This window comes from Flavobacterium sp. FlaQc-49, from assembly GCF_044005985.1.
GTDB classification, from domain to species: Bacteria; Bacteroidota; Bacteroidia; order Flavobacteriales; family Flavobacteriaceae; genus Flavobacterium; species Flavobacterium cupriresistens.
Genome location: NZ_JBIPCS010000004.1, coordinates 257,951 through 283,793 on the forward strand (window position 1 = coordinate 257,951; position 25,843 = coordinate 283,793).

Below are 25,843 nucleotides of genomic sequence, written 5' to 3' on the forward strand. Positions count from 1 at the left end.
ATGCTCTGAATCACCATCAAAATTCATTAAATTTGTACACCTTGGTTTTTAAAACCAGATAAAATTAACAATATCAATCTGAGATTTTGCAGTTGGCTGAAATCGAGGACAGAACCTTAAACCCAAATTTCTTAATGTCGAGTATTATTCAATTACTTCCTGATCACGTTGCTAATCAAATTGCTGCTGGAGAGGTGGTTCAAAGACCCGCTTCTGTTGTAAAAGAGCTATTAGAAAATGCTGTTGATGCAAAAGCAACCGACATTAAGCTAATTATTAAAGAGGCCGGAAAGGCGCTGGTTCAGGTTATTGATAATGGTATGGGAATGAGTGTGACCGATGCACGTTTGTGTTTTGAACGTCATGCAACTTCTAAAATCCGTCAGGCCGAAGATTTATTTTCGCTGCATACCAAAGGTTTTCGTGGAGAGGCATTGGCTTCTATAGCCGCAATTGCGCACATGGAAATGAAAACCAAGCAAGATCAGGAAGAACTGGGGACGCATATTGTTATTGAAGGCAGTAAGTTTGTTTCTCAGGAAGTGGCCGTTTTGCCAAAAGGAACTTCATTTGCTGTTAAAAATTTATTTTTTAATATTCCTGCCCGACGTAATTTCTTAAAATCAGATACGGTTGAATTTCGCCATGTTATGGATGAGTTTCAGCGAGTAGCCTTAGCACATCCTAATATTCATTTTACTTTTTATCATAACGGCAGCGAATTGTATAATTTGCCGGCTGCGGGATATCGTCAGCGAATTGTAGGCATGATGTCCGGTAAAACCAATGAAAAATTAGTTCCGGTAAACGAAGATACAGAGATTATAAATGTTCAGGGATTTGTTTGTAAACCTGAATTTGCTAAGAAAAACAGGGGAGAGCAGTTCTTTTTTGTAAACGATCGTTTTATAAAAAGTGGTTATTTGCACCACGCGGTAATGGCGGCTTATGACGGACTTTTGAAAGACGGCTCGCAACCCAGTTATTTCTTGTACCTGCAAGTTCCACCAAATACAATCGATATCAACATTCATCCGACCAAAACAGAAATCAAGTTTGACGATGAACAAGCGTTGTATGCTATTTTAAGAGCGTCAATCAAACACAGTTTAGGGCAATTTAATGTGGCTCCTGTGCTTGATTTTGATCGGGATTCTAATTTAGATACGCCTTATCATTATAAAGATTTGGAAGGCGAAACGCCAACCATTCAGGTAGATGGCACTTTTAATCCGTTTACAGACGACAAAACCAATCAGCATTACTCTAAATCCAGTTCAGGATCTGGTTCTTCCGGTAGTTCAGGTTCAGGATCGGGTTCGTACTCCTCTGATTCAAGTTCTTATTCCGGATATTCTAAAAGAGTAGAGCCTACCGCAAGTTGGGAAAGTTTGTACGTTGGTTTAGAGACGGAAAGTATAGAAAGCTCTCCTTTTACTTTCGAAAATGAGGAAGTTACTTCGTCTTTGTTTAATGACGAAGATGTAGAGCAAGCCATTCAGAAGACTTATCAAATTCATAAAAAGTATATCGTTTCTCCTATAAAATCAGGAATGGTTATTGTCGATCAGCAACGCGCACATCAGCGTATTTTGTACGAGCAATTTTTGTTGAATATGACGGTAAATCAAGCTTCCAGTCAGCAATTGTTGTTTCCGTTGGACTTGTTTTATTCGTCAGCAGAAATGGAATTGATAGAAGAATTGAAACCTTCCTTAGAAACGACCGGTTTTGTTTTTGACGCAGCAAAGGCGGATCATATTGTGATTTCCGGTATTCCCGTGAACATTACAGAAAGTGAAGTTTCGCTTGTAATCGAACAATTGTTAAGTGATTTGCAAGACGGAATTCCGGCAAGTAGTTACAGTCAGAATGATACTATTGCCAAATCAATGGCTAAAAGTTTAGCGGTTAAAACCGGGTCTTATTTAACCGAGAAAGAACAGGATAATCTGGTTAACGGATTGTTTGCTTGTAAAGACCCCAATATTTCACCTTTTCAGAAACCTACCTTCATCACCATGCGTGTTGAGGATATAGATAAAAAGTTTGCCTTATGATGAAAATAACTCCTGTAGCAAAGCAATTATTGATAATTAATATTATCTTTTTTATAGGCTCGCAATTAGTGCCTGTATCTTATGATTATTTTAATCTTTTTTTTCCTGAAAATCCTGGATTTAGAGCCTGGCAGCCAATTACTCATATGTTTATGCATGGAGGATTTGTTCATATTGCATTTAATATGTTTGCATTATATTCGTTTGGTTCTACACTGGAGCATTTTTGGGGAGGAAAGAAATTCTTGTTTTTCTATATTTCATGTGGGCTAGGAGCAGCATTGATTAATTTTGCAGTGAATTACTATTTCTATCAGGATGCGTTGAATGTTTTAGTTAACAATGGGTTTAGTAAGGTGCAGATTTTGGATTTGTTGAATAGTGGTAAAATAGATACAAGATGGCAGGAGGTATTAAGTGTTTCTGAATATAAACATTTTATGGAATCTTATTTTGGGAATGTATTAGGTGCGTCGGGTGCTGTATATGGATTACTTGTTGCTTTTGCTTTTATGTTTCCTAATGCAGAATTGGGGATTATGTTTATACCAATACCTATAAAAGCGAAGTATTTTGTTCCTATTTATATGCTTTTGTTTGATGGTTTTTTTGGTATTTTCGGAAGTTCATTTTTAGGGGTTGATTCAGGTATTGCGCATTATGCTCATATTGGAGGAGCTTTATTTGGTTTCTTAATTATGTGGTACTGGAAAAAGAATCAATTTAATAAGAATCGTTGGAATTAATTTTTAATTTTAATATCAAAAAAATAGAAACTTAAAAAGGCTTTTATGAATATTCTGGATGATTTAAAATTACAGTATAAATTAGGAGGCATCGCCATGCGTGTTATTTATTGGAACATTGCTTGTTTTATGATCTCCTTGGTGTTCTTTTATCAATTTTCAGTCGGACAATTTGCCTTTCCGGGTTGGCTGGCTTTATCATCAGACCCTCAGGTTTTTTTATTTAAGCCCTGGACCTTTTTAACGTATGCCTTTTTTCATGATGGATTTTTCCATTTGCTGTTTAATATGATGGTGCTTAACTTTGCCAGTAATTTGTTTTTGACCTTTTTTACGCAAAAGCAATACTTGGGATTGTATCTTTTAAGTGCTGTTTTTGCCGGAGTTGTTTTTGCCTTAAGTTATTATTTCTTAAATAGTGCCGCATCTATTGTCGGGGCTTCGGCAGCAATTATGGCGATTTTAGTGGCTACAACGACCTATCAGCCTTTAATGAATATCCGTTTGTTATTGATTGGAAATGTGAAACTTTGGCACATTACGGCAGTCATTTTAATTCTGGATTTAATGCAATTCCGCCTTGGGAATATGGGTGGACATATTTCGCACTTAGCAGGTGCTGTTTTTGGTTTTATTTTTATTAAATTGCTTCAAAATGGTACTGACTTGAGTATCGTGGTTTCCAAAACAATAGATTTTTTCTCTAATTTGTTCCGAAAATCGCCTACAACCCCTTTCAAGACGGTGCATAAGAATTATAAAAAACCTACAGAAAAACCGATTTCGAAAATTGTTACGAAAGACAAAACGCAACAACAAATTGACGAAATTTTGGATAAAATCAGCCAATCCGGCTATGATTGTCTGACCAAAGAAGAAAAAGAATTTTTATTTAAAGCAGGAAAATAATCCTTGTAATAAAGAAAGCATGCAAAACCTGTCGTGGTTTAATAAATTGATGTTCTTTTTGAATATAGTACTTACTGTAGTGACATTCAGCATCTATATTTTACCTTTTTTGGCGCCCAAGAGTTTTCCGCTTTTATCGGTTTTAACGCTCTTTATGCCGGCCTTTTTTGTGTTGAATGGGTTCTTCTTTGTCTACTGGGCAATTCAGTTTAAGAAACGTCTTATTTTATCCGGTTTGGTATTGCTGACGGGAATTACCTTTATCAGTAAATTCTATAAATTCTCTGCCAAAGACTATGTGAAGACAGAAAAGGATTTCTCTGTAATGAGTTACAATGTTCGTCTGTTTAATGTTTTTAAGTGGCTGGATCGTGATGATGTTCCTTCGAATATTAAAGCTTTTATTGATGAGAAAGATCCTGATATTCTCTGCATTCAGGAGTATTCAAATTCGGCTCACATTGACTTAAAGGTCTATCCGCACCGTTATATTTTTATTGACGGCAATCAGATCAAAACAGGGCAGGCTATATTTTCTAAATTTCCAATTCTGTATCAGGGGAATATTATATTTCCTAAATCGGACAATAATGTAATCTATGCCGATATAAAACGTGGTAAAGATGTGATTCGTGTCTACAATATGCACTTGCAGTCGATTAAGATTTCACCCGATGTTAGTGATATTTCAAATAATATCGATAACGTAAACCAGGAGAAGTCTCAGTTGATTTATACCCGAATCAGCAAAGGATTCAGACAGCAACAAGAGCAGGCTGAGATTTTTAAGGAAAATATTAAACAATGTAAAAACCCGATTATTATTTGTGGCGACATGAATAACAGTCCTTTTTCGTATGTGTACAGAAGTATAAGAGGAAAATTAAAAGATACTTTTGAGGAAGCAGGTGAAGGGTTTGGTGCTACCTATAAATTCCGCTATTATCCGGCGCGAATCGATTATATTTTTACAGACAGTAAAATAAAAGTAAAACAATTCGAAAGCTTCTCTGATTTCGAAAACTCCGATCATTATCCTATTATGACGAGGCTTTCAATGGAGTAAGACTACTGTATCTTCTGAGTCTTCAAATAATCCACAGCAAATTTCCCTTCATTAAAAAGCAAATCCAATACACTTAGGTTGTTGATGAAACCATGTTTGTCGTCAAACACCTGAGGGTATTTTTCGAAGGTATTAGCGTCTTTTTTTCCGTTTGCCAAGTATCTGAAGTCGGTTATGTTTTCTGCTTCATGAAAGTACTCTGTCGTTTTGCCGAATTCAATTTTCATTCGAAGACATTTGGTAACAATCTCGAATACTTCAAGGTTTAAATCCATCAAAAAAGTATGTTTTTTTTCAAAAACAGGAAGAATGTCGTTTTCAAAAAACTCAAAAAAGGGAGAGCTTCTGTACGCTGCTTCCAGAGATTTAAAATGTTGTTTTTGCCAGTCAAATTCATTTTCAATCAAAACCTCTTTGGTTTTTTGATGTGCTGCTTTTGAATGTTTAACAGGGATGTTTAGTAACTGTATCCCGTTTGGACTGTAGATATAAGTACGGTTACGGTTGGTTTGCTTCTGGAAATTATCTTCCATCTCAAAAGTAATATTTTCAGATTGAGCCATAACTGCAAAGTGGCTGATGGACGGAAAATAGGTAGGAAGTAATAAGGAATTCATTGTTTTGTGTTTTTGTTTAAAAGTTTCAGGTTTCAAGTTTCAGGTTTCATGTTCTTAAACAAAACCTGAAACTTGAAACCTGAAACTAAAAAAACTTCTATTTATGCTTTGTTTTCTTTTCTTTTTCTCCAGAAAAAATCTCCAACAAAATAAGCTGCCAGTAGAATTAAGAAGTATTTAAAGTAAGATTGTGGTTGTCCTTCGCCATCTACGGTTGTGAAAACGCGGTCCCAACGAACTTTATTAATCCCTTTTCCGTTGGTATCCCAGCTCATCCAGATGAAAACGGGTTTGCCTACAATGTGATTTTCAGGAACGTAACCCCAATAACGACTATCTTCAGAGTTGTGACGGTTGTCTCCCATCATCCAATAATAGTTTTGTTTGAAGGTATAAGTCGTAGCCGGTTTTCCATTAATTAAGAACTGGGAACCTTTTATTTCTAAGGTGTTTCCTTCGTAATTAGTGATGATTTCTTTGTAAAAAGGCAACGATACATTGTTTAAAGCAACTGTTTTTCCTGCTTCCGGAATATAGATTGGACCAAAATTGTCCTGACTCCATTTGTCGATATGGGGAAAAATAGCATTGTCGTTTCCTCTGTCGATTTCTCTTTTTACTGCGGTAACTCCAGGTGTATTTTTTATTCTTTCAGCGCTGGCTTCAGTCAAAGCGGCAAAATAAAGCGTATCTCTTTTCTCGCTTTTAAAACCGGCACGGTCTGTAATATCTAATTCTCTTAACAGTGATTCAAAGTCTATTGACGTTTTTCCATCCAACGCAACAGCGTAAGAATATTGAGGTTTAGCTCTTTCCGGTAAAACTAATTTTTTTCCGTTGATGAAAACCAAGCCGTCTTTTATTGACAAACTGTCTCCCGGAATACCAACACATCTTTTTACGTAATTCGATTTTTTGTCGATTGGTTTGATGACTCCTGGTCTTCCTTTTGGTTCGTAGAAATAATGCACGGTATCAGCTGGCCAGTTAAAAACGACAATATCACATCGTTTGATTTTTTCTAAAGCCGGTAATCTGAAATAAGGTAATTGTGGCCATTTCAGATATGATTTTTGCTTGGTTAAAGGGATAGAATCGTGAACCATTGGTAAAGCTACCGTTGTCATTGGGACTCTTGGGCCATAATTTACTTTACTTACAAATAGAAAGTCACCAATTAATAATGATTTTTCTAACGAAGAAGTTGGAATCGTGTAAGGTTGTACAATATAAGTATGTACTAATGTTGCTACTATGATCGCAAAAAGCAAAGAGCTTACTGTGTCAGCTGCTTTATTTTCGGGAGTTAATTTTCTGTCTTTTGTGTATACTAACTTCTGAGTATGGCTTACATAATAGATATAGAATCCTAAAGTAAATATGCCCAAAACCGTATCTAAAGTGGTTTTTTTACCAAATGTTCTTAAGGTTTCTACCCAAACAACCGGAAACATAATCAGGTTGATAATAGGAATAAAAAGCAATAAAGTCCACCAGGTTGGTCGGCCAATTATTTTCATTAAAACAATAGCATTGTATACCGGAATTGCAGCTTCCCAACTTTTTCTTCCGGCTGCCTGATACATTTTCCATGTTCCTAAAAAATGAATAACTTGTACGGCCAGGAAAAAAATAAACCAAAGATATAGTGTCATAATATTTTGTTTTAAGTTTAAGGTTTGAAAAAAATTAGGCCTTAAACGGTAAGTAGTTTATTTTAAATTTAATACGTCTTTCATACTGTAAATACCTTTTTTACCGGCTAGCCATTCCGCAGCTATAACGGCTCCAAGGGCAAAACCTTCACGGTTGTGGGCAGTATGTTTTAATTCGATGCTGTCAATAACTGAGTCATAAGTTACGGTGTGTGTGCCCGGAACCTCTCCAATTCTTTTTGCTTCAATAAAAATTTCATTTGCTTTTGCTTCCTCCATAGTCCAATTGGTATAGGTGCTGTTTTCAATAACCCCTTTGGCTAATGAAATGGCAGTTCCGCTTGGAGCATCCAGTTTATGAGTATGGTGAATTTCTTCCATCGTAACTTTATAAGAATCAAATTGAGCCATTATTTTGGCTAAGTATTCATTCAGTTCGAAAAAGACATTTACGCCTAAACTAAAGTTAGAACTGGAGATAAAACCACCTTGTTTTTCGTTGCAAAGGGCTTCCATTTTATCGTAATGTTCTAACCATCCTGTTGTTCCTGATACTACCGGAACATTGGAGTGAAAACAATTTGTAATATTGTCAACGGCGGCAGCGGGAACGCTAAAATCGATCGCAACATCTGCTGTTGAAAGTCCGTCATAGGTATTGTTTTCATCTTTCTTTAAAACAATCTCATGACCTCTTTCTAAAGCAATTCGTTCGATTACTTTACCCATTTTTCCGTATCCTAAAAGAGCAATTTTCATTTGTGTATTTTTTGAATTTTAAATAGAGGTGAAGTCTATTAAAAGGTGTAATTAAAAGTTAGTCCTACATTTGGTCTGAACGTTACATCGTTGGGATAAATTTCGGGACGCATCGATAGTCTTTCATTCACATTAAATTGAATCAGAGCCGCATCGACATTAGCATCGATGATGTTCAAAACATAAAAACCTACAATAAATAAGGCAGATAAGTCTCTGTTACGCTGATAGAATTTCTGTCCGGCGATAAGCCTGCTGTCATCCAGGTATCTATAGTCGTCATCGGTTTTACCTTCCAGACGACTTTTGTAAGCATCACGGTAATCGTGGTATTTTTTATTGTTGTCTATATAGAAATATAAACTGGTACCAATTGCTCCGTAAACCAATGGTATTTTCCAGTATTTTTTATTGTAAGCCTGACCCAGACCCGGTACGATTGCAGAATAGAATGCTGCTTTTGCAGGGGTTAGCGGATCAATTTCTTGTAACTTGGTTGTGTCTTTAACGACCAAAACCGTGTCTTCTTTTGCCTGAGCAAAAAGAGATACGGTTCCTGTGAGAAAGAACAATAATCCTATGGGGACAATTTTATTCACTATCCGTTTATTAATTTTATAATTCTGTTAAAGTCGGCCTCGGAACTAAAAGGAATTGTGATTTTTCCTTTTCCGTTATTGGCAACTTTTATGTCAACTTTCGCGCCAAAATAATCATTGAAAGTGCTTTTTTTAGTTTCTTCGACTTCAAAAGAAGATTCCGGTTTCGGTTTTCCTTCTGCCTGTGGCTTTAAACTTTCGTGGTAGTTTTTTACCAAACTCTCTGTTTCGCGAACAGATAAATTTTGACTTACTATTTTTTGATAAATATCGGTCTGAATGTCTAAATCTTCAATGTTAATGATTGCTCTACCGTGTCCCATACTGATAAAACCATCACGAATACCGGTCTGGATAATCGGATCTAATTTTAAAAGACGTAAATAGTTGGCAATTGTAGAACGTTTTTTTCCCACACGTTCGCTCATTTGTTCTTGAGTCAATTGAATTTCATCAATTAAACGCTGGTAAGAAAGAGCGATCTCAATAGGATCTAAGTCATGACGTTGAATGTTTTCAACCAAAGCCATAACCAATGATTCGTTGTCATTCGCAATACGAATATAAGCAGGAACCGTATTTAAACCCACTAAAGTCGAAGCGCGCAAACGACGCTCTCCGGAAATTAACTGGTATTTATTGAAATCTAATTTTCGAACAGTAATAGGTTGAATTACGCCTAGTTCTTTAATAGAAGTGGCTAATTCGCGTAATGATTCTTCGTTAAAATTACTTCTTGGTTGAAATGGATTTATTTCGATAGCACTTATTTCAAGCTCTATTATATTTCCAACAACTTTGTCAGCATTTTTGTCTTCTACTGAGGTAATGTCGTTTTCCGGATCTTTTAATAAGGCTGATAATCCTCTTCCTAAGGCTTGTTTTTTAATTGCTTTTGTCATAAAAACTATTTACTGTTTTTCTTTATAATTTCTTGAGCCAGATTGATGTAATTAACTGCTCCTTTACTGGTAGCGTCATAATTAATGATGCTTTCTCCAAAACTTGGTGCTTCACTTAATTTTACATTACGCTGAATAACGGTATCAAAAACCATATCGTTAAAGTGTTTTTGCACCTCTTCTACAACCTGATTGGATAAACGCAATCTCGAGTCGTACATGGTTAATAATAATCCTTCAATGTCAAGATCCGGGTTGTGTATTTTTTGAATACTTTTTATAGTGTTCAGTAATTTTCCTAATCCTTCAAGTGCGAAATACTCACATTGAATCGGAATAACTACAGAATCAGCCGCTGTTAATGCATTTAAGGTTAGTAAACCTAATGAAGGTGCACAGTCGATAATGATATAATCGTATTCGTCTTTAACACTTTCTAATGCTTTTTTAAGCATATATTCTCTGTTTTCTTTATCAACCAATTCGATTTCGATGGCAACAAGGTCAATATGAGCAGGTATCACATCAACATTTGGAGCGGTACATTGAACTATAGTTTCTTTTGGGGTGTGACTATGTTCAAGTATTTGATAAGTACCAATTTCTACAGATTCTACATCAATCCCAAGGCCAGATGTAGCATTTGCCTGAGGATCAGCATCTATCAGTAACACTTTTTTTTCTAAAACACCTAATGAGGCTGCAAGATTTACAGATGTAGTAGTCTTTCCAACGCCTCCTTTTTGATTAGCAATCGCAATGATTTTGCCCATTTATTTTCTGAATTTTGAACCGTAAAAATACAATTATTTATGGTTTTTGAAAATCTATTTTGTTAACATTTAAGAAACTTCGATTAAGCGTTGTTTTGTGCGTGTTTGATTTGGTTTTTTTTTTTATTTTTAAAGGAAAAAAGCTGTAAAATTTAATTTTTTCAAATTCTTTAAAAAAAAGTTGAACAGGGTGTAAATGGGATTTGATTTTCATTACCAGTAGTTTATAAGATCGTTTTTAGTTTTTGCAGACAGGACTGTAAAATAAATTGCTCTTATTTTTAAAATTCTTTTGGATAAGCCGAAAATAGTTCTATCTTTGCAGCCGCTTACGGGGTGTAGCGTAGCCCGGTTATCGCGCCTGCTTTGGGAGCAGGAGGCCGCAGGTTCGAATCCTGCCACCCCGACAAAAAAGCCGAACAGAAATGTTCGGCTTTTTTTTGTTCTATGCAAATTATAGTATTTTCTATTTATCCTTTTTTGTTTTGATCCTGATCTCCATCCTGAGGTACTGTGTTTTCTGAATTACTGGTGAACACATTAATACCAATAGAGATACCATAAAACAATTTTTTATTGTAAACCCATGCTGCGGCTTCCGGTGTTCCATCGCGATTAATCCAATCAAAACCAGCGCCCAATCCAAAGGAGAAGTTTTTGTATGAAATCATAGCATTAATATTAGGTGTAATGGCAGGTTTTTCTATTGGAGTAGTGATTTCAAGATTTCGAACAGAATTTTTATCAATCGATATGCGGGTTATGGCTACACCGCCAAGTCCTGTGATCGCCCAGTTTTCTGTAAGGTCATACCGCAGTCCTGCAGCAAGTCCAAGGCTAAGGTCAGTGGACCATTTACTCGGGATGTCGTGTGTGCGAGGTCGAATTCTAGCCAGATAGCTAATAGTCCCATATGCAAAATGATATTTTGATTGTGGAACATATACCGCTGCAAATTTTTCAAGATCTGAAACTGGTACTTTAAAATAGGCATCCGGAAGATCATCTAATTTTTCTTTGTTTAAGGTTTTGGCTGCTTTTTCGGTAAGTTTGTACTCTTCTGCAGTGGTAGCTTTTGCAGGTGTAAGTTGCTCTTCTTTTATGCTTTTTCGGGATTCTTTTTCATCTGTAGTTTCTGTAACATTATAGGTCAGATAAGAATTTGCTCTTTTTGTGTTATTATAGTATAAAAACTTTATTATAAAATGGGTGATAACATTTCTGGAGTTTTTAATTTCATTGTAAACTTGAAATCTTGCCCCTATAGGTGCTCGAAGTGGGATATTTTCATCGTCAGTAATTTCGGTTCCGGCACCATCTACTTTTACTATTTTGGGAGCATCAGTAAAAATATAAGTTGTTTTCATATAACCAGGACTATCAGAGGTAAATCGTTTTACCTGAGTGTAGCCATTTAAAAAGAATAATAAAAAAATAGAAAGAAAAAGTAGTTTTGTTTTCATAGTACTTATTTTAAGTTGTTATCGATAAAAATACACAAAAGCGAAATGTACTCCTGCGAGCGATTCTAAAAACAGGTATAAATACTTGGTTATAAAGTATAGAAAAGTTAAAATGTTTAACACTCTTACAGCTTGCTATGTATGGGTTTGATTAGTATTTGATACTTTTATTCTTAAGTAATAAAGAAAAGACTACAGCAGTGTTGTCAGAATGTTTTTCTGTAGCCGTAGAACAGACTTTTTATTTTGGTTCTATTTGTAATGCTCTATTTCAGAATAACAAAAACTGATTATGTGGATTCCCATATCCCACAATAAAAACTTACTTTTGCACCATCAATTATTAATACAATCATAATTATGTCAAATCTTATTGAAAAAATTAAATGCCTTATTATAGGTTCTGGTCCTGCAGGTTATACCGCTGCTATTTACGCTGCCAGAGCTAACATGAATCCAGTTTTATATCAGGGAATGCAGCCGGGAGGCCAGTTGACTACAACAAATGAAGTAGAGAATTTTCCAGGTTATGTTGACGGTGTTACCGGTCCTGAAATGATGATTCAATTACAAGAACAAGCAAAACGTTTTGGTGCTGATATTCGCGATGGTTGGGCAACTAAAGTTGATTTTTCAGGAGACATTCATAAAGTTTGGATAAACGATACCATCGAATTACACTGTGAGACGGTCATTATTTCTACTGGTGCTTCGGCTAAATATTTAGGTTTACCATCAGAGCAGCATTACTTGCAAATGGGTGGTGGTGTTTCTGCTTGCGCGGTTTGTGACGGATTTTTCTACCGCAATCAGGAAGTAGTTATTGTTGGAGCAGGAGATTCTGCTTGTGAAGAAGCACACTATTTGTCTAAACTTTGTAAAAAAGTAACCATGTTGGTGAGAAGCGAAAAATTCAGAGCTTCAAAAATCATGGAAGATCGTGTTCGTAAAACAGAGAATATTGAGATTTTAATGAATCACGATACGGTTGAAGTTATTGGAGACGAACAGGTAGTTTCTGCTATTAGAGCTAAAAACAAAACAACAGGAGAGATTTTTGATATTCCTGCAACAGGATTTTTCGTTGCAATTGGTCATAAACCAAACACCGATATTTTTAAAGACTATCTTACTTTAGACGAAACCGGATATATTATTAATACTCCGGGTACTTCTAATACCAATATAGCCGGTGTTTTTGTAGCCGGTGATGCTGCAGATCACGTGTACCGTCAAGCAATTACGGCCGCAGGTACGGGATGTATGGCTGCTTTAGATGCTGAAAGATATTTGGCTGGGAAAGAATAATTTTAGTTTGCAGTCTCAGTTTACAGTCTCAGTTTACAGTCTGAGTTTAAAGTCTCAGAGGTCTGTTTACAATAAAGGAAAAAACCGTTTCATATTTTTGAAACGGTTTTTTTGTTTTTACTTAAATAATTCAAGTTGTGAGTTAACTATTTTTTTAATCTGTTACTATTTGAATAGCTCCCTGCTTTAGCTGGGGGTAAATAATTAAGAGGCGCACAGTTGGCTTTAGCCGAAAGAAGCACGATATATTTTGGCTGTAGCAATATTCCTCCAGCTAAAGCACAATGTCATTAATTAAAGGATTATCAAAAAAAGTCTCACGCAGATTTTAGCGGATTAAAATAAAAAAATCCCCAGAATCCGCAGAATCTGCGTGAAAAAAGCTCCTAACTTAATGATGTAGAGCTAAAACAGGAGGCTGTTCAAAATGATCCTTTTATAAATCTTTTAATTTACAGTATAACAATTCAGAAAATGAGATACAACTTGCTTCGTTTTAGGGATAAGAAAACTAGGAACTTGAATTAAATAGTAGCAGTCCCGAAAAGAGTAAACCGTAACTGAGACCGAAAACCGAAAACCGAAAACTGAGACCGCGACTGAAAACTAAATCCCCCTACTTAATCTTCTTAATAAGTTTAGCTTCTTCAGAAAAACGGGTTAGTTGTATCGTTGGGTTTCCAAGAAGAGAAAGTTCTGCATGGTCACCAACGGCTATTGCAATGGTGGTTTCTGCCAGAATACTTGCTGTCGCATAGTTCTCAACTGTAACATTAGAATCTTTTAAAGTGAATTTTGTTCCCGTGAAAATAGAATTATTGTCTAAACGAATGGTTGCTTTTTCGGCAATACCTTCAATAGCAGCAACAGCTTTCTGATATAAATCACATTTGAATTTTATGGCAGATACCAGTGTTTTAATTGAAGCGCTTTTGCTTAATTGTAAACTGGCGTCTTCTGATTTTAAGTTGAGTTCTGTTTTTGATTTGTCGTCGGCAATCAAAGTGAATTTTTTTGAATTCACATTCAGGAATAGTTTAGAATAATCGAGGCTATTAAAGGTAATGTCGTCTAATTGAACTTCCTGAAGGGCATAAATAGCGGCTTCATTTTTTGCAATTACATTTTTAAAAGAGTTTGTATAGGTAACGCGAACAATCAGTTTTTTAAAAATGGTAGTTTCTTTAGAAGTATACAAACGAAGTGTTCGGTCTCTAAGGTCCATTCCAATGATGTCATGAAGATTGTCATCGGCTTCGATTTTGATCTCGTTTTTCTCTCCTTTTTCCAGGTAAACTTCCAAATTATCATCGGCTTCAATACCATCAAATTCTCCTACTTCTTTTACCGAAGTGGTTACGATTTTAGATCCTTTTATTTTCTCTCTCTTTTGTGCGAAAGTTACCGTTGTAAGTAATAATAATAGGAGTAAGGCGGTGTTCTTTTTCATTAATTCTATAATTTGATTTTAGACAAATATAAAAAAATCATCCACTTTTGGTGAATGATTTCTTCTATATTTAACACATTAGTAAGGTTTAACTCTTGCTAATGTTCCCTCCCGAACTCGCTGTTTTTTCAATAATTTTAGGAGTAGTGTCATAATTTATGTTTCCTCCGCTGGAAGCTTCCGCTTTTAGACTTACTATAGGATGTACATTTATAGTTCCTCCGCTCGAAACATCAGCATGAACTTCGTTTGCTAATAATTTCTGTGCATCAATAGTGGCTCCGCTGGATGCTGAAGTGGTGATTTTTAATGCTTTTCCTTTGATATTGATATTACTTCCGCTTCCTGAATTGCAACTAATATTGTCAGATTCTACATCAACCATCATATTAGCAGCACTAGAGCTTTCCAGACTTATATCTACTGCACGAATGGTGTTTTTGCTTTGTACATTAGAAGCGCTTGAAGCTTCCAATTTATCAATAACCGGCATTTTTACCGTCACTGTTTTCATTGTAACATTTCGGAAAGAACTAAATTTACAGCTAATTCTCAATGTCCCGTTTTCTACTTTAGTAATGATGTTGTCCTGTAAATTGTCATCGGCTTCAACAACAACTTCTGTAGAGTCAGATTGTACGATAACCAGATCAATGGCATTGCTTACGGATACGTTTTTGAAATCTCCGTTAACGATTCTTTTTTCCTTAGTAACTTTTCCGCTTCCTTCAACACTGTTGATGTTACCACAAGAGGCAAACAACAATGCAGTGATAGTAGCAACTACAAATTTCGTAATATGAATGATTATTTTTATCATGGCTTAGTTAATTTTGATTATTACTCCGTTTTTGTCTGTGGTTAATTTTCCGGTAGTTTTTTTACCGTTTAAAACTTCTTTTCCATTAATTTTAATCGATACTTCTTTTACAGTGTCTGTAACAATATTGTTTTCTTCGTCTGCATCCTCATCAAAGTCATTTTCATCCGCTGGACAATTAAGACATTTAACTTTTGAACCTTCTACTTTATAGTTATAGTCGCCGCTAAAGTGTAAGTTGAAGAAATCATTTTCAGAATCATCATAATCTTGTACAGAAGTGTCCGGTTTAAACAACTGTCCTTCCGGCAAGTACAAATATACATCAACTTCTTGTCCTCTGAATTTATTTTTAACCCCTGTTAAGAAATAATTGTCTAAAACTAATTGATTTCCATTTAGTTGAATTTTGTAGTCAATTTTTTCGGCTCTTTGTTTGGCAGCTGTAAAAGAATTTCCTCTGGCGGTTTTTTCTATTTGTAAATAAGCCGTTGCATTATCGGTACGCAAAACATGTAAACGGACATCATTTGAGTAGATTAAGGCATTGTTTGCAGAATCCTGTACAAATTCGAAATCTCTGTGATGATTCAGGCCTTTAGCATAATAATCATTGTATCTGAATTTTACAAAAAGGGTATCCTGAGGGTCAATGTTGATTGTTTTTTTCTCCACTACTTTATTGTCGTATGAAAGTTCAGTAGCTTGTTTTATTCCAACACTTATTGCAATAGCTACCGCAATAATCCAAACGGCCAACAACGTATATTTAGTAATGTTTCCAATTGATTTCAGGTTTGGTGATAATAGTTTGAAACCTAAAAGTGTCAAAAAGAAAAACGGAATTCCAACAGCAAAGAACATTAGTAAACCAAACACCCAGATCGGATAGTCGGTAAAATTTCCTGCGTCAACAAAATTCTGCCATGGGAACTCAATAAAAATGTTTGATCCCAAAGTAAAAACGCCAATCAACAATAAAATTAAAGTTGATATTCCTGACATGATCAAAATAATTCCTAAAAACTTAGCAAAGACTTTAAAAACCGTCATGATAAAGTCTCCAAATGAACTACTTATTCTCTCAGCTCCCGACTTTACCTGGTTTCCCATTTGATCATAATCTGCATTTTTAAATTTGTCAGATAAAGATTCAATTTCTTCACGAACCTTTTTTTCAATGTTGCTAATGGTTACCGGTTCCCCTGTCATTTCCAGTTTTTCAGATGTTGTAACAGCTTCCGGAGTTACAACCCAAAGAACGAAATAAGCTAAAATTCCTGTTCCAAAACCTGCGAAGACAAATATTAAGAATAGAATTTTTATCCAAACCGCTTCAATTCCAAAATAATGACCTAAACCTGTTGCTACACCACCAAGCATACCTTTCTCTTTGTCACGGTATAATTTTTTGTGTTTTCTGGTACCGGATCCATTAAAGGTCTGGTTTGATTTTTCTTCGTCTTCAATGATATAATCTTCCGGCTGACCCATAACTGCAATCACCTCATCAACGTCTTTCAATGCCACAACATGTTTCTCGCTTTTTTGTTTTTCTGTTAGTAATTCAGAAACACGCATTTCGATGTCTTTAATAATTTCATCCTGTCCGGAAGAATTATTCAGGGATCGTTTTATAGCGTCAAAATAGCGCGTTAGTTTTACATATGCATCTTCATCGATGTGAAAAAACATACCTCCTAAGTTAATATTTACTGTTTTGTTCATGACTATTGTTTTTGATTGGTGATTAGTTTTACGGCGTCAGACAATTCTGTCCAGGTACCGCTAAGTTCGTTTAAAAATGTTTGTCCTATTTCAGTTAATCCATAATATTTTCGTGGTGGTCCTGAAGTTGATTCTTCCCAACGATAATTAAGTAAGCCGTCGTTTTTCAATCTAGTTAAAAGTGGATAAACAGTTCCTTCAACAACTAGTAATTTGGCGTTTTTTAAAGTGTCTAATATTTCTGATGTATATGCGTCTTTTTCTTTTAATACCGATAAGATGCAAAACTCAAGAACACCTTTGCGCATCTGTGCTTTTGTGTTTTCAATGTTCATAATTTCATTTTGTTTTTTTTAGATTGAACAATTCGTTTTTTGATTGATGATGGTTGATTGATGATTGATCTCGAATTTATTCTGTTAGAACTAGCTCGTATTGTCGTATAACTTTTAATCTTTTACAATTACTTTATAAAAGGAATTGTGAGTGGGTATTTGTAATATTCTCCGTTTGATGTTTTTATAGAAGCATAAATGATTAAAAAGAACTCTACTACTTTTAACATTCCAAAAAGTAAAACCGCCGTTGCTCCAACGCTTAATAATCCGATATGCCCGTCAAAGTTGAAATTTCTGATTACATAGTTGTCATTGTAAAGAAAAGCTTCGATCGGAATATTTTGCAATACGACACTGATGAAAATCGGAATTGCAATTAAAGCCAGAATCAAAGTGTAAAGCAATAAACTCAATTGAAAATTCAATACCTGTTTTCCGTGGTGGTTTACAAATTCTGATTTGTCTTTGTAACCCGTCCAGATCAGGATTGGAAAAATATAATTCCCAAATGGAATAATATATTGACTTAATGCACTAAGATGTGTGAACGTTGCAGTGTTCTTTTCTGATGTTGTTTCCATGATGAGTGGTGTTGATGTTTCCATGATTAAAAGTATATAGTAATTTCTTATGCAAATATATATCCAAAAGACAGTATCTTGTTTTGCATAGTACCAAATGTTAACAAAATTTTAACATGTATAAGGTTTTGAATACACATTAGAAAGCTTGAAAATCAGTGCTAATGCCAGTGTTTACGGCTATTGTAGGAAAGTAAGAAGAATTTATTGTGCGTGCATAGTTTTTTTGTATTTTTACATAAAAAAATAAATAATATGGCAGTTTCAGTTTCCAAACTCAACAAATTTGTATTATTCAAGTTACCCTCAGCGTTCATTTGTGGCGTTCGGGTAAAAGCAATCGACAAAGACAGTTGTATCGTAAGTGTAAAGCACCGTTGGATTAATCAGAATCCGTTTAGTTCGATGTATTTTGCAGTTCAGGCAATGGCGGCTGAGCTAACAACAGGCGCTTTGGTGATTTCTCAAATTCAGGAAAGCGGAAGAAAGATTTCTATGTTAGTAGCCAACAACAAAGGGAACTTTACTAAAAAGGCAACAGGCCGAATTACATTTGCCTGTAACGACGGGCATTTAATAGCCGAAGCGATTCAGCAAACTATTGCAACCGGAGAAGGACAAACTTTCTGGATGAAATCTATAGGAACCAACGAAGAAGGCGTTCAAGTCTCAGAAATGGATTTTGAGTGGAGTGTTAGGTTAAAGTAGGTTTTTTTTTGAGGAGAGGTTCAAAGGTACAGAGGCACAAAGGTGAAGAGGTTTTTGAATAGCTTTGCCTGGAAGTAAAATATATAAAAAACGAAGCCGTTTCATGAATTATGAAACGGCTTTTCTTTTTGAAATTAACAAAGATTACTTCTTTTTAGAGCAACATTTTTTACTGTCTTTTTTAGACATGTCACAAGTTTTTGCGTCAGATTTAGATTTTTCTTTGCTTGTTGTTTTTGCTGCTGTTTCTTTTTTAGCTGCCGGTTTAGTTTCCTGAGCTGATATACCAACTGAAAATAAAGCAACGGTCAATACTGTAATTACTTTTGTCATTTTTTGTGTTTTTGAAAGTTGATGATTCTGTTTTTGAACGAATCAAATATAAAAGGATTTTCGGTTCGTAAGAATAAGTGTATTGTTAATGTTTTTGTAAATGTGAATTGTCAGATGTTAAAATGTAAAATGTGAACAGTCTTGAATCTGTTTTCTTATTCTTGTTCCTCAGAGTCATACGACCTTTTGATGAAAAATTGAATTAACATTGTTATGAATAAAACGATTATAAAAAAGAAGTTTAAAACTAATAATCCAACAAAAGGCATCCCACAATGAGATCGTCCCTCTAAATTAGAACTAAGGGTTTCAGAGGCTAAGAAAAAAAATACAATTTGTGAAATAAAACTAATCAAACACACTTGAGATAAATTTAATTTTATGCTTTCTGCGATAGCTTTTCTTCCAAATAGTATTTGAAAAATTAGTGGTGAAGTGACTAATAAAAAAAGGATAATTCCGGACATGTAATTTAAGTTAGATTAATTTTTGTTGCTTATCCGTCATCTCAAAAGTAATGCCACTAAGCAATCCAAGCTTCTTCTATTTTATCAACAATCCATTTGTTCTTTATTTTTTTGATATAGACACGAAAGCCTTTTTCGCACCCATCGCCACAATTGATTCCTGCTATGAGTACACCATATTTTTTTTCAGAATCAAATTGAATGCGACTAAAGTAAAGTATCCCTCGTATAGAATACCCGAATTCATTGTAGTACAACCTTTCTCCTTTTCGGGGTATTAGAGAAAGGTACCTTAGTTTGAAAATGGTATAAGAATCAATCCTTTTTCTGTCAATTTTGTATTCGAGTGTATCGGAAAGACTGTTTTCTGATAGAACAACGTCTCTAAAGTGTTCTTTAAGTTCTTTTTGATTCTCTTTGATTTTAGTTACTTTGTCCAGAACAACCAGATTTACTATAAAACCAGATTTTTTAAAATGTGCTAATTCTTCATTGAATCTTTTCTTGGATTCTTTTTTTTGTTCGATGTTATATTCCGGCGTTATTTCGATATGTGACGGCGGTGGAGGACTAAAGCGATAACTTGCGCTAACCCAAACCGAATCTATAAGGTCAGGATAAATCTCGTACATTACTTCTTTTTCAAATTGCAAGGAAACCGTTTTAGTTGTGCAACTTACAATTAGATTTATAAATAATAAGATAAACGATATTTTAAATAATTTTTTCAACTTATAGAAAGTCCACCTGGAATTTCTGGCCTCGTCTTTTTGAATGACTTTATGTTGAGGATAATTATAGACTCCGGTTCCGTCATCGTATATTCTGGGTTCACAATTAAAAGACTTTAAAAACACAAGAAGTCCTTCGATTCCGCCATATGGATAAGAGTAGGCATCGTATATAAGTATGCCTTTGGTAGTGTCTGTCTTTTTTAAGTCGATATATTCTATTTCGTAATTTATAGATAATAATTCGATAAGAGAATAAAAATGCCAGGTAGATTCTGTCTCTTTGTTTGTCACAAAATCTGGTTTTAAATCTGAATCTAAGAATTTGAATTTTACTAAAGCATATTCCGGAAATGTGGCAAGCCAGAATTCGTCAGCCCTTTCGACGGAATTATTTTTGGAGTCTTTTAATATTTCGAATGTTTGTTTTAAAGCGCTAAAGTTTTCCTCATTTGTAAAATCGAATTCAATATAACAGTATTGGCTTTCCGTAATTTGATGTATCATATAAGTTTAGATTTTTCTTCTTTAAATAAATCTAATAACTGATAAAATACTTTTAGCGATTCTGTTTCATCAAAATCATTACTTTCAAGAATCATGTTTTTGTAACCGGATGTTGACTCGGAATAATTTAATTGTAAAGCAACAAAATCATGAAATTCCTGCCAATGCGGAGTAAGGTTTTCATCTGCACTATTTAAAGTGTAGCATAAGTTATATCCATTAATGTTATCACATAATGTGGTTAATGTCTTGTTTCCGATATATAATTCCGGTCTTTCTCGTATTAAATCTAGAAAATGATACAGATTGGATGGTGTGTGTGCTTTCATAATGAGGTTGGAAGATGGTAATTTCCGGGAACTAATATATGTTTTTTAAGCAATTATTTCTAATTTCTTGTATTCATATAAAGAAGCCGAAGTTTACCATCTGATCTAATTTGGAACAAAAAGCATTATGTCATAAAGTGTTTTATTAAATGAACTAAAATAACTTATATGGTTTAAAGAGCATTAATAATTCAAATTAACACCAAATCCAACACCCATATCACTGTCATAATGCGTCGTGATTCCTAAGTTTCTGGTTGCAATGTATTTTAAACCGGCCATATATTCCTTATCTGTATTCCACATTAAATTCATTCGCAAACGTCTGGATAACGGAATGTCTTTTCGTTCTAATTGGAAACGAACATTTCCATCCGTATACACTTCAACTTGCGCTTTTACCAACATGGGTAGGGTGTATTCTAAACCGGCACTAAAAACAGAACGATTGTCTTTTGTGTTTTTTTGTCCGAAAAGGTTTTGTTCTTGTTCGTCCATTCCCATTTTTCTGTAGCGCCAGTCAAAACCAATGAAAGGCATTAACATTTGATTTTTACCAATGTAGCGTCCAATGTGGGTTTCGGTTTCGTAACCGTGACGATCGTTGTAACCCAATCTCCATTCCGTTCCAATGCTCCAGCGGGTGTTGCTGAACATGGCTTCCCCATCATTTCCGTTAGTAGCAAAATCATTTTCTGCCATAAAATGAAACATCCGATCGTCCATTTTTAGCATCTTGTAGGCCATTTTCGGGTCTTTAATCAACGGGTTCGGTGCTGAATTTTCATAACTAAAAATACGTCCCATCCCTGCCATCATATGGTATAAAATATGACAGTGAAAAAACCAATCGCCATCTGCATTCGCCTGAAATTCGATTGTATCGGTTTCCATTGGCATGATGTCAATTACGTTTTTTAGGGGAGAGTATTCACCATGTTCATTCAGGATTCTAAAATCATGCCCGTGTAAATGCATCGGATGGCGCATCATTGATCCGTTGTACAATACAATTCGAACGGTTTCTCCTTTTTTGATTAAGATTTTGTCGGTTTCAGAAATTACTTTATTGTCCAGACTCCATACATAACGGTTCATGTTTCCGGACAATTCAAAACGTAATTCTTTTACGGGTGCGTCTTTCGGAAGCGTTGTTTTAGTCGGTGATTTTAGCATTCCGTAATTCAATGTAACAATATCGGCAGTTTCGGTGCTGTCAGTTGCCATTTGCATTCCTTCCCTATTATGTTGTGAATGGTCCATTGGCTTTGCTGTTTCCTCTTCGCCCGTAATTTCAGGATACATGACGGCATTCATATCCATTTTGTTCAATGTCATATTCATACCCATATCATTCATGTCACCATTCATTTTCATCATGTCGTTCATCATTTTCATACCTTCAAAATATTTTAATTTTGAAAGAGGAACGATTGGTTGTTTCATTCCATTACCTAAATATAAAGAAGCTGCGCCTGTTCTGTCTTCGGCTGTAGCCAAAAAAGCAAAGGATTTATTGTCTTCGGGAATGGTAACTACAATGTCATAGGTTTCAGAAACGGCAATAATCAGACGATCGACTTCTACGGGTTCAACATCGTTACCATCGCTGGCCACGACTGTTATTTTTCCGCCTCCGTAAGTCAGCCAAAAATAGCTGGAGGCTCCTCCGTTTGCAATTCGAAGCCTGACTTTTTCTCCGGGTTTGAATTGCGAAAGTTGGTCTTCATTTTTTCCATTGATTAAAAACTTCTCATAATACACATCACTTACGTCCATGGCATTCATTCGTTTCCATTCATTTGTCACCTTGGTCGAAAATTGGCCTTGTTTGATGGCTTCGGCATAACTTTGAGTAGTTCCTTTTTTTATCGCAAACCAATCGTTGGCATTGTGCAGCATTCGTTGTACATTCTCGGGTTTCAAATCGGTCCATTCACTCAAAATAACCGGAACTGTTGGTAAATCGTCAATACCTTTTCTGAAAGTTGGATCGTCTTTCTTTTTATTGATGATAAAAAGTCCGTACAACCCCACTTGTTCCTGAAGTCCGGAATGACTGTGGTACCAATACGTCCCGTTTTGTATAATTGGGAAACTGTACTTGTGCGTTGTTTTTGGTGCAATCGGCATTTGAGTTAAATACGGAACACCGTCTTCTTTATTGGGTAAAAATAAACCGTGCCAATGCAATGAAGTGTTTTCTTTTAATTCGTTATGCACATAAATTTCGGCAGTATCTCCTTCTGTAAAAGTTAGTGTTGGCATTGGAATCTGACCGTTTACGGCAAAAGCGTGTTTTTCCTTCCCGGAAAAGTTGACGATTGTATCACGTACGTACAGATCATAGCGCACCACTTTTTGGGCTTTTACAGTTACAATAACAAAAAAGGCTAAAATAATATAGTAAGCTTTCATAAGAGTTTAAAGTTTTAAATTTCGCAATCGCAATGCATTGACGATTACAGATACGGAGCTCAGACTCATTGCTAAGGCCGCTAACATAGGCGAAAGCAGAATTCCAAAAAGCGGATATAAAATTCCTGCTGCAATTGGCACCCCTAAAACATTGTATATAAAGGCAAAAAACAAGTTTTGTTTGATGTTTGACATTACACCGTGGCTGAGGTTTTTGGCCTTAACAATTCCGTTAAGATCTCCTTTTACCAAGGTTATTTTGGCACTTTCTATGGCAACATCGGTTCCGGTTCCCATGGCAATTCCGATATTGGATTGTGCTAAAGCCGGAGCATCGTTGATTCCGTCTCCCGCCATGGCCACAATTTTTCCTTCGGCTTGCAAACGTTGAATTTCTTTTAGCTTGTCTTCCGGTAAACAATCGGCTTTAAAGGAAGTCAAATGCAAATGATCTGCTACTGCTTTTGCGGTATTATGATTGTCACCGGTTAACATAATCACTTCAACACCCTGATCAATTAAGGCTTTGATTGCTTTGGCACTGTTTTCTTTGATGGCGTCTGTAATGGTTACATAACCCAAAACAGTTTGGTCAATTGCGATATACGAGACCGTTTTGCCTAAGTTTTGTTCTGCGATGATCTTGTTTTCAATAGCTTCAGAAATAGAAGCCTTAACCTGAAGCATCAGTTTTTTATTTCCTAAGGCTACTTTTTTAGCATTGACTGTTCCCAAAACTCCTTTTCCGGCAATAGTTTCAAAATCCGGAACTTCTACTGTGACAATATTTTTAGCTTTTGCGAAATTTACAACGGCTTGTGCCAAAGGATGTTCACTGTATTGATTTAGTGAAGCGATATTTTGTAATAGGGAATCAACATCATTGTCTACAGCATAAATTTTTTCAACTGAGGGTTTTCCTTCTGTAATGGTTCCGGTTTTATCCGTAATCAGAACATCGATTTTGTTCATGTTTTCCAGCGCTTCGGCATTTTTAATTAAAATACCCAATTGAGCTCCTTTACCCACACCCACCATAACCGACATCGGAGTGGCTAGTCCTAAAGCACACGGACAGGCAATAATTAAAACGGCAATTGCATTGATTAATCCGTACACATAAGCGGGTTCCGGACCAAATTTCGCCCAGGCGATAAACGTTAGAATCGAAATTAATACGACAGTAGGTACAAAATATTTAGCGACTTTATCGGCTAATTTCTGAATTGGTGCTCTTGAACGGCTGGCATCATTTACCATTTGAATGATTTGTGAAAGCATGGTTTCTGAACCTACTTTTTCGGCAATCATAACAAATGATTTGGTTCCGTTTATCGTTCCTGAAATGACAGCATCACCGATTTTTTTATCCACCGGAATTGGCTCTCCGGTGATCATCGATTCGTCGATATTGCTTTCACCTGAAGTGATTTTTCCGTCTACCGGAATTTTCTCTCCCGGTTTTACACGTAATAGATCTCCTTTTTTGATGTTGTGAATAGAGATTACTTTATCTGTTCCGTTTTCTACCAGAGTGGCTTCGGTTGGTGCCAATTTTAATAATTCTTTGATCGCTCCGTTGGTTTGTCCGTGTGCTTTTGCTTCCAACAATTGCCCGAGTAAGACTAAAGTTATAATAACGGTTGCGGCTTCAAAATACAAATGAATCGTTCCGTGATGTGATTTGAATTCTGCGGGAAAAATATCCGGAAAAAACATTCCGGCAATACTGAATAAAAAAGCAACGCTGGTTCCGATTCCGATCAGAGTAAACATGTTCAGATTCCAGGTTAGAATTGATTTCCAGGCGCGAACGAAAAACATCCAGCCGGCATAAAAAAGCACCGGAATAGAAAAAAGGAATTGAACCCAATTCCAATTTTCAATAGACATCAATTTGTAAAGCGGATTGTTCGGAATCATTTCCGACATTGAAATAATAAAGAGGGGTAGCGTAAATAATACGGCAATCTTCATTTTTTTCAGTAAATCTAAATAGGTTTTGTTTTCATCATTTTCTGAAGCTTGTATCGGAACCAAATCCATTCCACAAATAGGACAGTCACCGGGTTCATCCGAAATAATTTCCGGATGCATCGGGCAGGTAAACTGCGTATGGGTGATGGCAATCTGTGGTACTAAGTCCATACCACAGACCGGACAATCTCCTGCTTTGTTGTAGGTTTTGTCTCCTTCACAATGCATTGGACAATAAAAGACTCCTGTAGCGTTATGCGGGATAACAGTCGTTTTTTTTTGTTCGTGACTTTTATGGTCATGTCCATTTTTAGAAGAACAGCAAGATTTAACGGTTGGTTCTTCAGTGTCTTTCGACGATTTCATTTCAATGGTATATTTTCCGGCTGCAGTTAAAACTTCTTGAAATTTTTCTGTTGCAACGTGTTTGTCCATTGTGATCGTTGCCGTTTGCGGATTTAAAGTCACGACGGCTTGTACGCCTTCAATCGTGTTTAAAGTGTTTTCAACCTTGGTGCGGCAACCATTACAGGACATTCCTGAAATTATATATTGATGTGTCATTGCTTTGTTCTTTTAATATTACAATGCAAATTTCC

23 protein-coding genes and 1 tRNA gene are annotated in these 25,843 nt (G+C 35.6%); 7 read left to right on the plus strand and 17 right to left on the minus strand.

Annotation, left to right across the window (positions count from 1 at the left end):
• Positions 1-134: 134 nt before the first annotated feature.
• Genes mutL through ACHRV3_RS10710 form a run of 4 tightly spaced genes read left to right on the plus strand, consistent with a single transcriptional unit; the run spans position 135 to position 4,781 of the window.
• Positions 135-2,060 carry a DNA mismatch repair endonuclease MutL gene (gene mutL / locus ACHRV3_RS10695; protein ID WP_395434619.1) on the plus strand — a complete coding sequence of 642 codons (1,926 nt, stop codon included), beginning with the start codon at positions 135-137 and terminating at the stop codon, positions 2,058-2,060.
• The gene (locus tag ACHRV3_RS10700; RefSeq protein WP_395434620.1) at positions 2,057-2,806 is read left to right on the plus strand and encodes a rhomboid family intramembrane serine protease; all 750 of its coding nucleotides are present in this window, start codon (positions 2,057-2,059) and stop codon (positions 2,804-2,806) included. The genes mutL and ACHRV3_RS10700 overlap by 4 nt, the downstream gene beginning before the upstream one ends.
• A gap of 45 nt (positions 2,807-2,851) precedes the next feature.
• Positions 2,852-3,715, plus strand: a complete 864-nt coding sequence (locus ACHRV3_RS10705; RefSeq protein ID WP_047774061.1) for a rhomboid family intramembrane serine protease — start codon at positions 2,852-2,854, stop codon at positions 3,713-3,715.
• A gap of 49 nt (positions 3,716-3,764) precedes the next feature.
• Positions 3,765-4,781, plus strand: a complete 1,017-nt coding sequence (locus ACHRV3_RS10710; protein WP_117610263.1) for an endonuclease/exonuclease/phosphatase family protein — start codon at positions 3,765-3,767, stop codon at positions 4,779-4,781.
• Between the two features lie 2 nt (positions 4,782-4,783).
• Here ACHRV3_RS10710 and ACHRV3_RS10715 read toward each other — a convergent pair whose 3' ends face one another.
• The 6 genes from ACHRV3_RS10715 to ACHRV3_RS10740 all read right to left on the minus strand — a co-directional run bounded on the left by ACHRV3_RS10715 (position 4,784) and on the right by ACHRV3_RS10740 (position 10,086).
• Positions 4,784-5,398, minus strand: coding sequence for a WbqC family protein (locus ACHRV3_RS10715; RefSeq protein ID WP_395434621.1), 615 nt, complete (start codon positions 5,396-5,398; stop codon positions 4,784-4,786).
• 101 nt (positions 5,399-5,499) lie between these two features.
• Positions 5,500-7,053 (minus strand): signal peptidase I, encoded by a 1,554-nt coding sequence (gene lepB, locus ACHRV3_RS10720; protein ID WP_230003150.1) that lies wholly within the window; start codon positions 7,051-7,053, stop codon positions 5,500-5,502.
• A gap of 57 nt (positions 7,054-7,110) precedes the next feature.
• Positions 7,111-7,812 (minus strand): 4-hydroxy-tetrahydrodipicolinate reductase, encoded by a 702-nt coding sequence (gene dapB / locus ACHRV3_RS10725; RefSeq protein WP_047774053.1) that lies wholly within the window; start codon positions 7,810-7,812, stop codon positions 7,111-7,113.
• A 38-nt stretch (positions 7,813-7,850) separates the two neighbouring features.
• A complete protein-coding gene (locus ACHRV3_RS10730; protein WP_047774051.1) occupies positions 7,851-8,411 on the minus strand; it encodes a DUF5683 domain-containing protein in 561 nt (186 codons plus the stop codon).
• Positions 8,411-9,313: a ParB/RepB/Spo0J family partition protein gene (locus ACHRV3_RS10735; RefSeq protein WP_047774049.1), complete on the minus strand. Its 903-nt coding sequence runs from the start codon at positions 9,311-9,313 to the stop codon at positions 8,411-8,413. The genes ACHRV3_RS10730 and ACHRV3_RS10735 overlap by 1 nt, the downstream gene beginning before the upstream one ends.
• A 5-nt stretch (positions 9,314-9,318) precedes the next feature.
• The gene (locus ACHRV3_RS10740) at positions 9,319-10,086 is read right to left on the minus strand and encodes a ParA family protein (protein WP_047774047.1); all 768 of its coding nucleotides are present in this window, start codon (positions 10,084-10,086) and stop codon (positions 9,319-9,321) included.
• Between the two features lie 332 nt (positions 10,087-10,418).
• Between ACHRV3_RS10740 and ACHRV3_RS10745 the strand changes: the two genes are divergently transcribed.
• A tRNA-Pro gene (locus ACHRV3_RS10745) sits at positions 10,419-10,493 on the plus strand.
• Positions 10,494-10,556: 63 nt separating this feature from the next.
• On the opposite strand, the gene ACHRV3_RS10750 is transcribed toward ACHRV3_RS10745, so the two are convergent.
• Entirely contained in the window at positions 10,557-11,549 is a 993-nt protein-coding gene (locus ACHRV3_RS10750) for a hypothetical protein (protein WP_395434622.1), read from the minus strand.
• A 360-nt stretch (positions 11,550-11,909) separates the two neighbouring features.
• Here ACHRV3_RS10750 and trxB point away from each other — a divergent pair, with 360 nt between their 5' ends.
• A complete protein-coding gene (gene trxB, locus ACHRV3_RS10755; protein ID WP_047774043.1) occupies positions 11,910-12,857 on the plus strand; it encodes a thioredoxin-disulfide reductase in 948 nt (315 codons plus the stop codon).
• A 616-nt stretch (positions 12,858-13,473) separates the two neighbouring features.
• Here trxB and ACHRV3_RS10760 read toward each other — a convergent pair.
• The 5 genes from ACHRV3_RS10760 to ACHRV3_RS10780 form a co-directional block, all read right to left on the minus strand.
• Complete coding sequence (locus ACHRV3_RS10760) at positions 13,474-14,307, minus strand: GIN domain-containing protein (RefSeq protein WP_395427240.1); 834 nt, start codon at positions 14,305-14,307, stop codon at positions 13,474-13,476.
• A gap of 88 nt (positions 14,308-14,395) precedes the next feature.
• Positions 14,396-15,127, minus strand: a complete 732-nt coding sequence (locus tag ACHRV3_RS10765; RefSeq protein WP_230003144.1) for a head GIN domain-containing protein — start codon at positions 15,125-15,127, stop codon at positions 14,396-14,398.
• A 3-nt stretch (positions 15,128-15,130) separates the two neighbouring features.
• A complete protein-coding gene (locus tag ACHRV3_RS10770) occupies positions 15,131-16,855 on the minus strand; it encodes a PspC domain-containing protein (protein ID WP_395434623.1) in 1,725 nt (574 codons plus the stop codon).
• 2 nt (positions 16,856-16,857) lie between these two features.
• Positions 16,858-17,190 (minus strand): PadR family transcriptional regulator, encoded by a 333-nt coding sequence (locus tag ACHRV3_RS10775; protein ID WP_047774036.1) that lies wholly within the window; start codon positions 17,188-17,190, stop codon positions 16,858-16,860.
• Positions 17,191-17,318: 128 nt separating this feature from the next.
• Positions 17,319-17,774: a DUF4870 domain-containing protein gene (locus ACHRV3_RS10780; RefSeq protein ID WP_047774455.1), complete on the minus strand. Its 456-nt coding sequence runs from the start codon at positions 17,772-17,774 to the stop codon at positions 17,319-17,321.
• Positions 17,775-18,029: 255 nt separating this feature from the next.
• Between ACHRV3_RS10780 and ACHRV3_RS10785 the strand changes: the two genes are divergently transcribed.
• Complete coding sequence (locus tag ACHRV3_RS10785; protein WP_047774035.1) at positions 18,030-18,482, plus strand: DUF4442 domain-containing protein; 453 nt, start codon at positions 18,030-18,032, stop codon at positions 18,480-18,482.
• Positions 18,483-18,626: 144 nt separating this feature from the next.
• Here ACHRV3_RS10785 and ACHRV3_RS10790 read toward each other — a convergent pair whose 3' ends face one another.
• The 5 genes from ACHRV3_RS10790 to ACHRV3_RS10810 form a co-directional block, all read right to left on the minus strand.
• Complete coding sequence (locus tag ACHRV3_RS10790; RefSeq protein WP_131701513.1) at positions 18,627-18,815, minus strand: hypothetical protein; 189 nt, start codon at positions 18,813-18,815, stop codon at positions 18,627-18,629.
• Between the two features lie 523 nt (positions 18,816-19,338).
• The gene (locus ACHRV3_RS10795; protein ID WP_395434624.1) at positions 19,339-20,520 is read right to left on the minus strand and encodes a hypothetical protein; all 1,182 of its coding nucleotides are present in this window, start codon (positions 20,518-20,520) and stop codon (positions 19,339-19,341) included.
• Positions 20,517-20,849 (minus strand): hypothetical protein, encoded by a 333-nt coding sequence (locus ACHRV3_RS10800; RefSeq protein ID WP_395434625.1) that lies wholly within the window; start codon positions 20,847-20,849, stop codon positions 20,517-20,519. The genes ACHRV3_RS10795 and ACHRV3_RS10800 overlap by 4 nt, the downstream gene beginning before the upstream one ends.
• A 183-nt stretch (positions 20,850-21,032) precedes the next feature.
• Complete coding sequence (locus ACHRV3_RS10805; RefSeq protein WP_395434626.1) at positions 21,033-23,267, minus strand: multicopper oxidase domain-containing protein; 2,235 nt, start codon at positions 23,265-23,267, stop codon at positions 21,033-21,035.
• 6 nt (positions 23,268-23,273) lie between these two features.
• Positions 23,274-25,808 carry a heavy metal translocating P-type ATPase gene (locus tag ACHRV3_RS10810; RefSeq protein WP_395434627.1) on the minus strand — a complete coding sequence of 845 codons (2,535 nt, stop codon included), beginning with the start codon at positions 25,806-25,808 and terminating at the stop codon, positions 23,274-23,276.
• Positions 25,809-25,843: the final 35 nt, after the last annotated feature.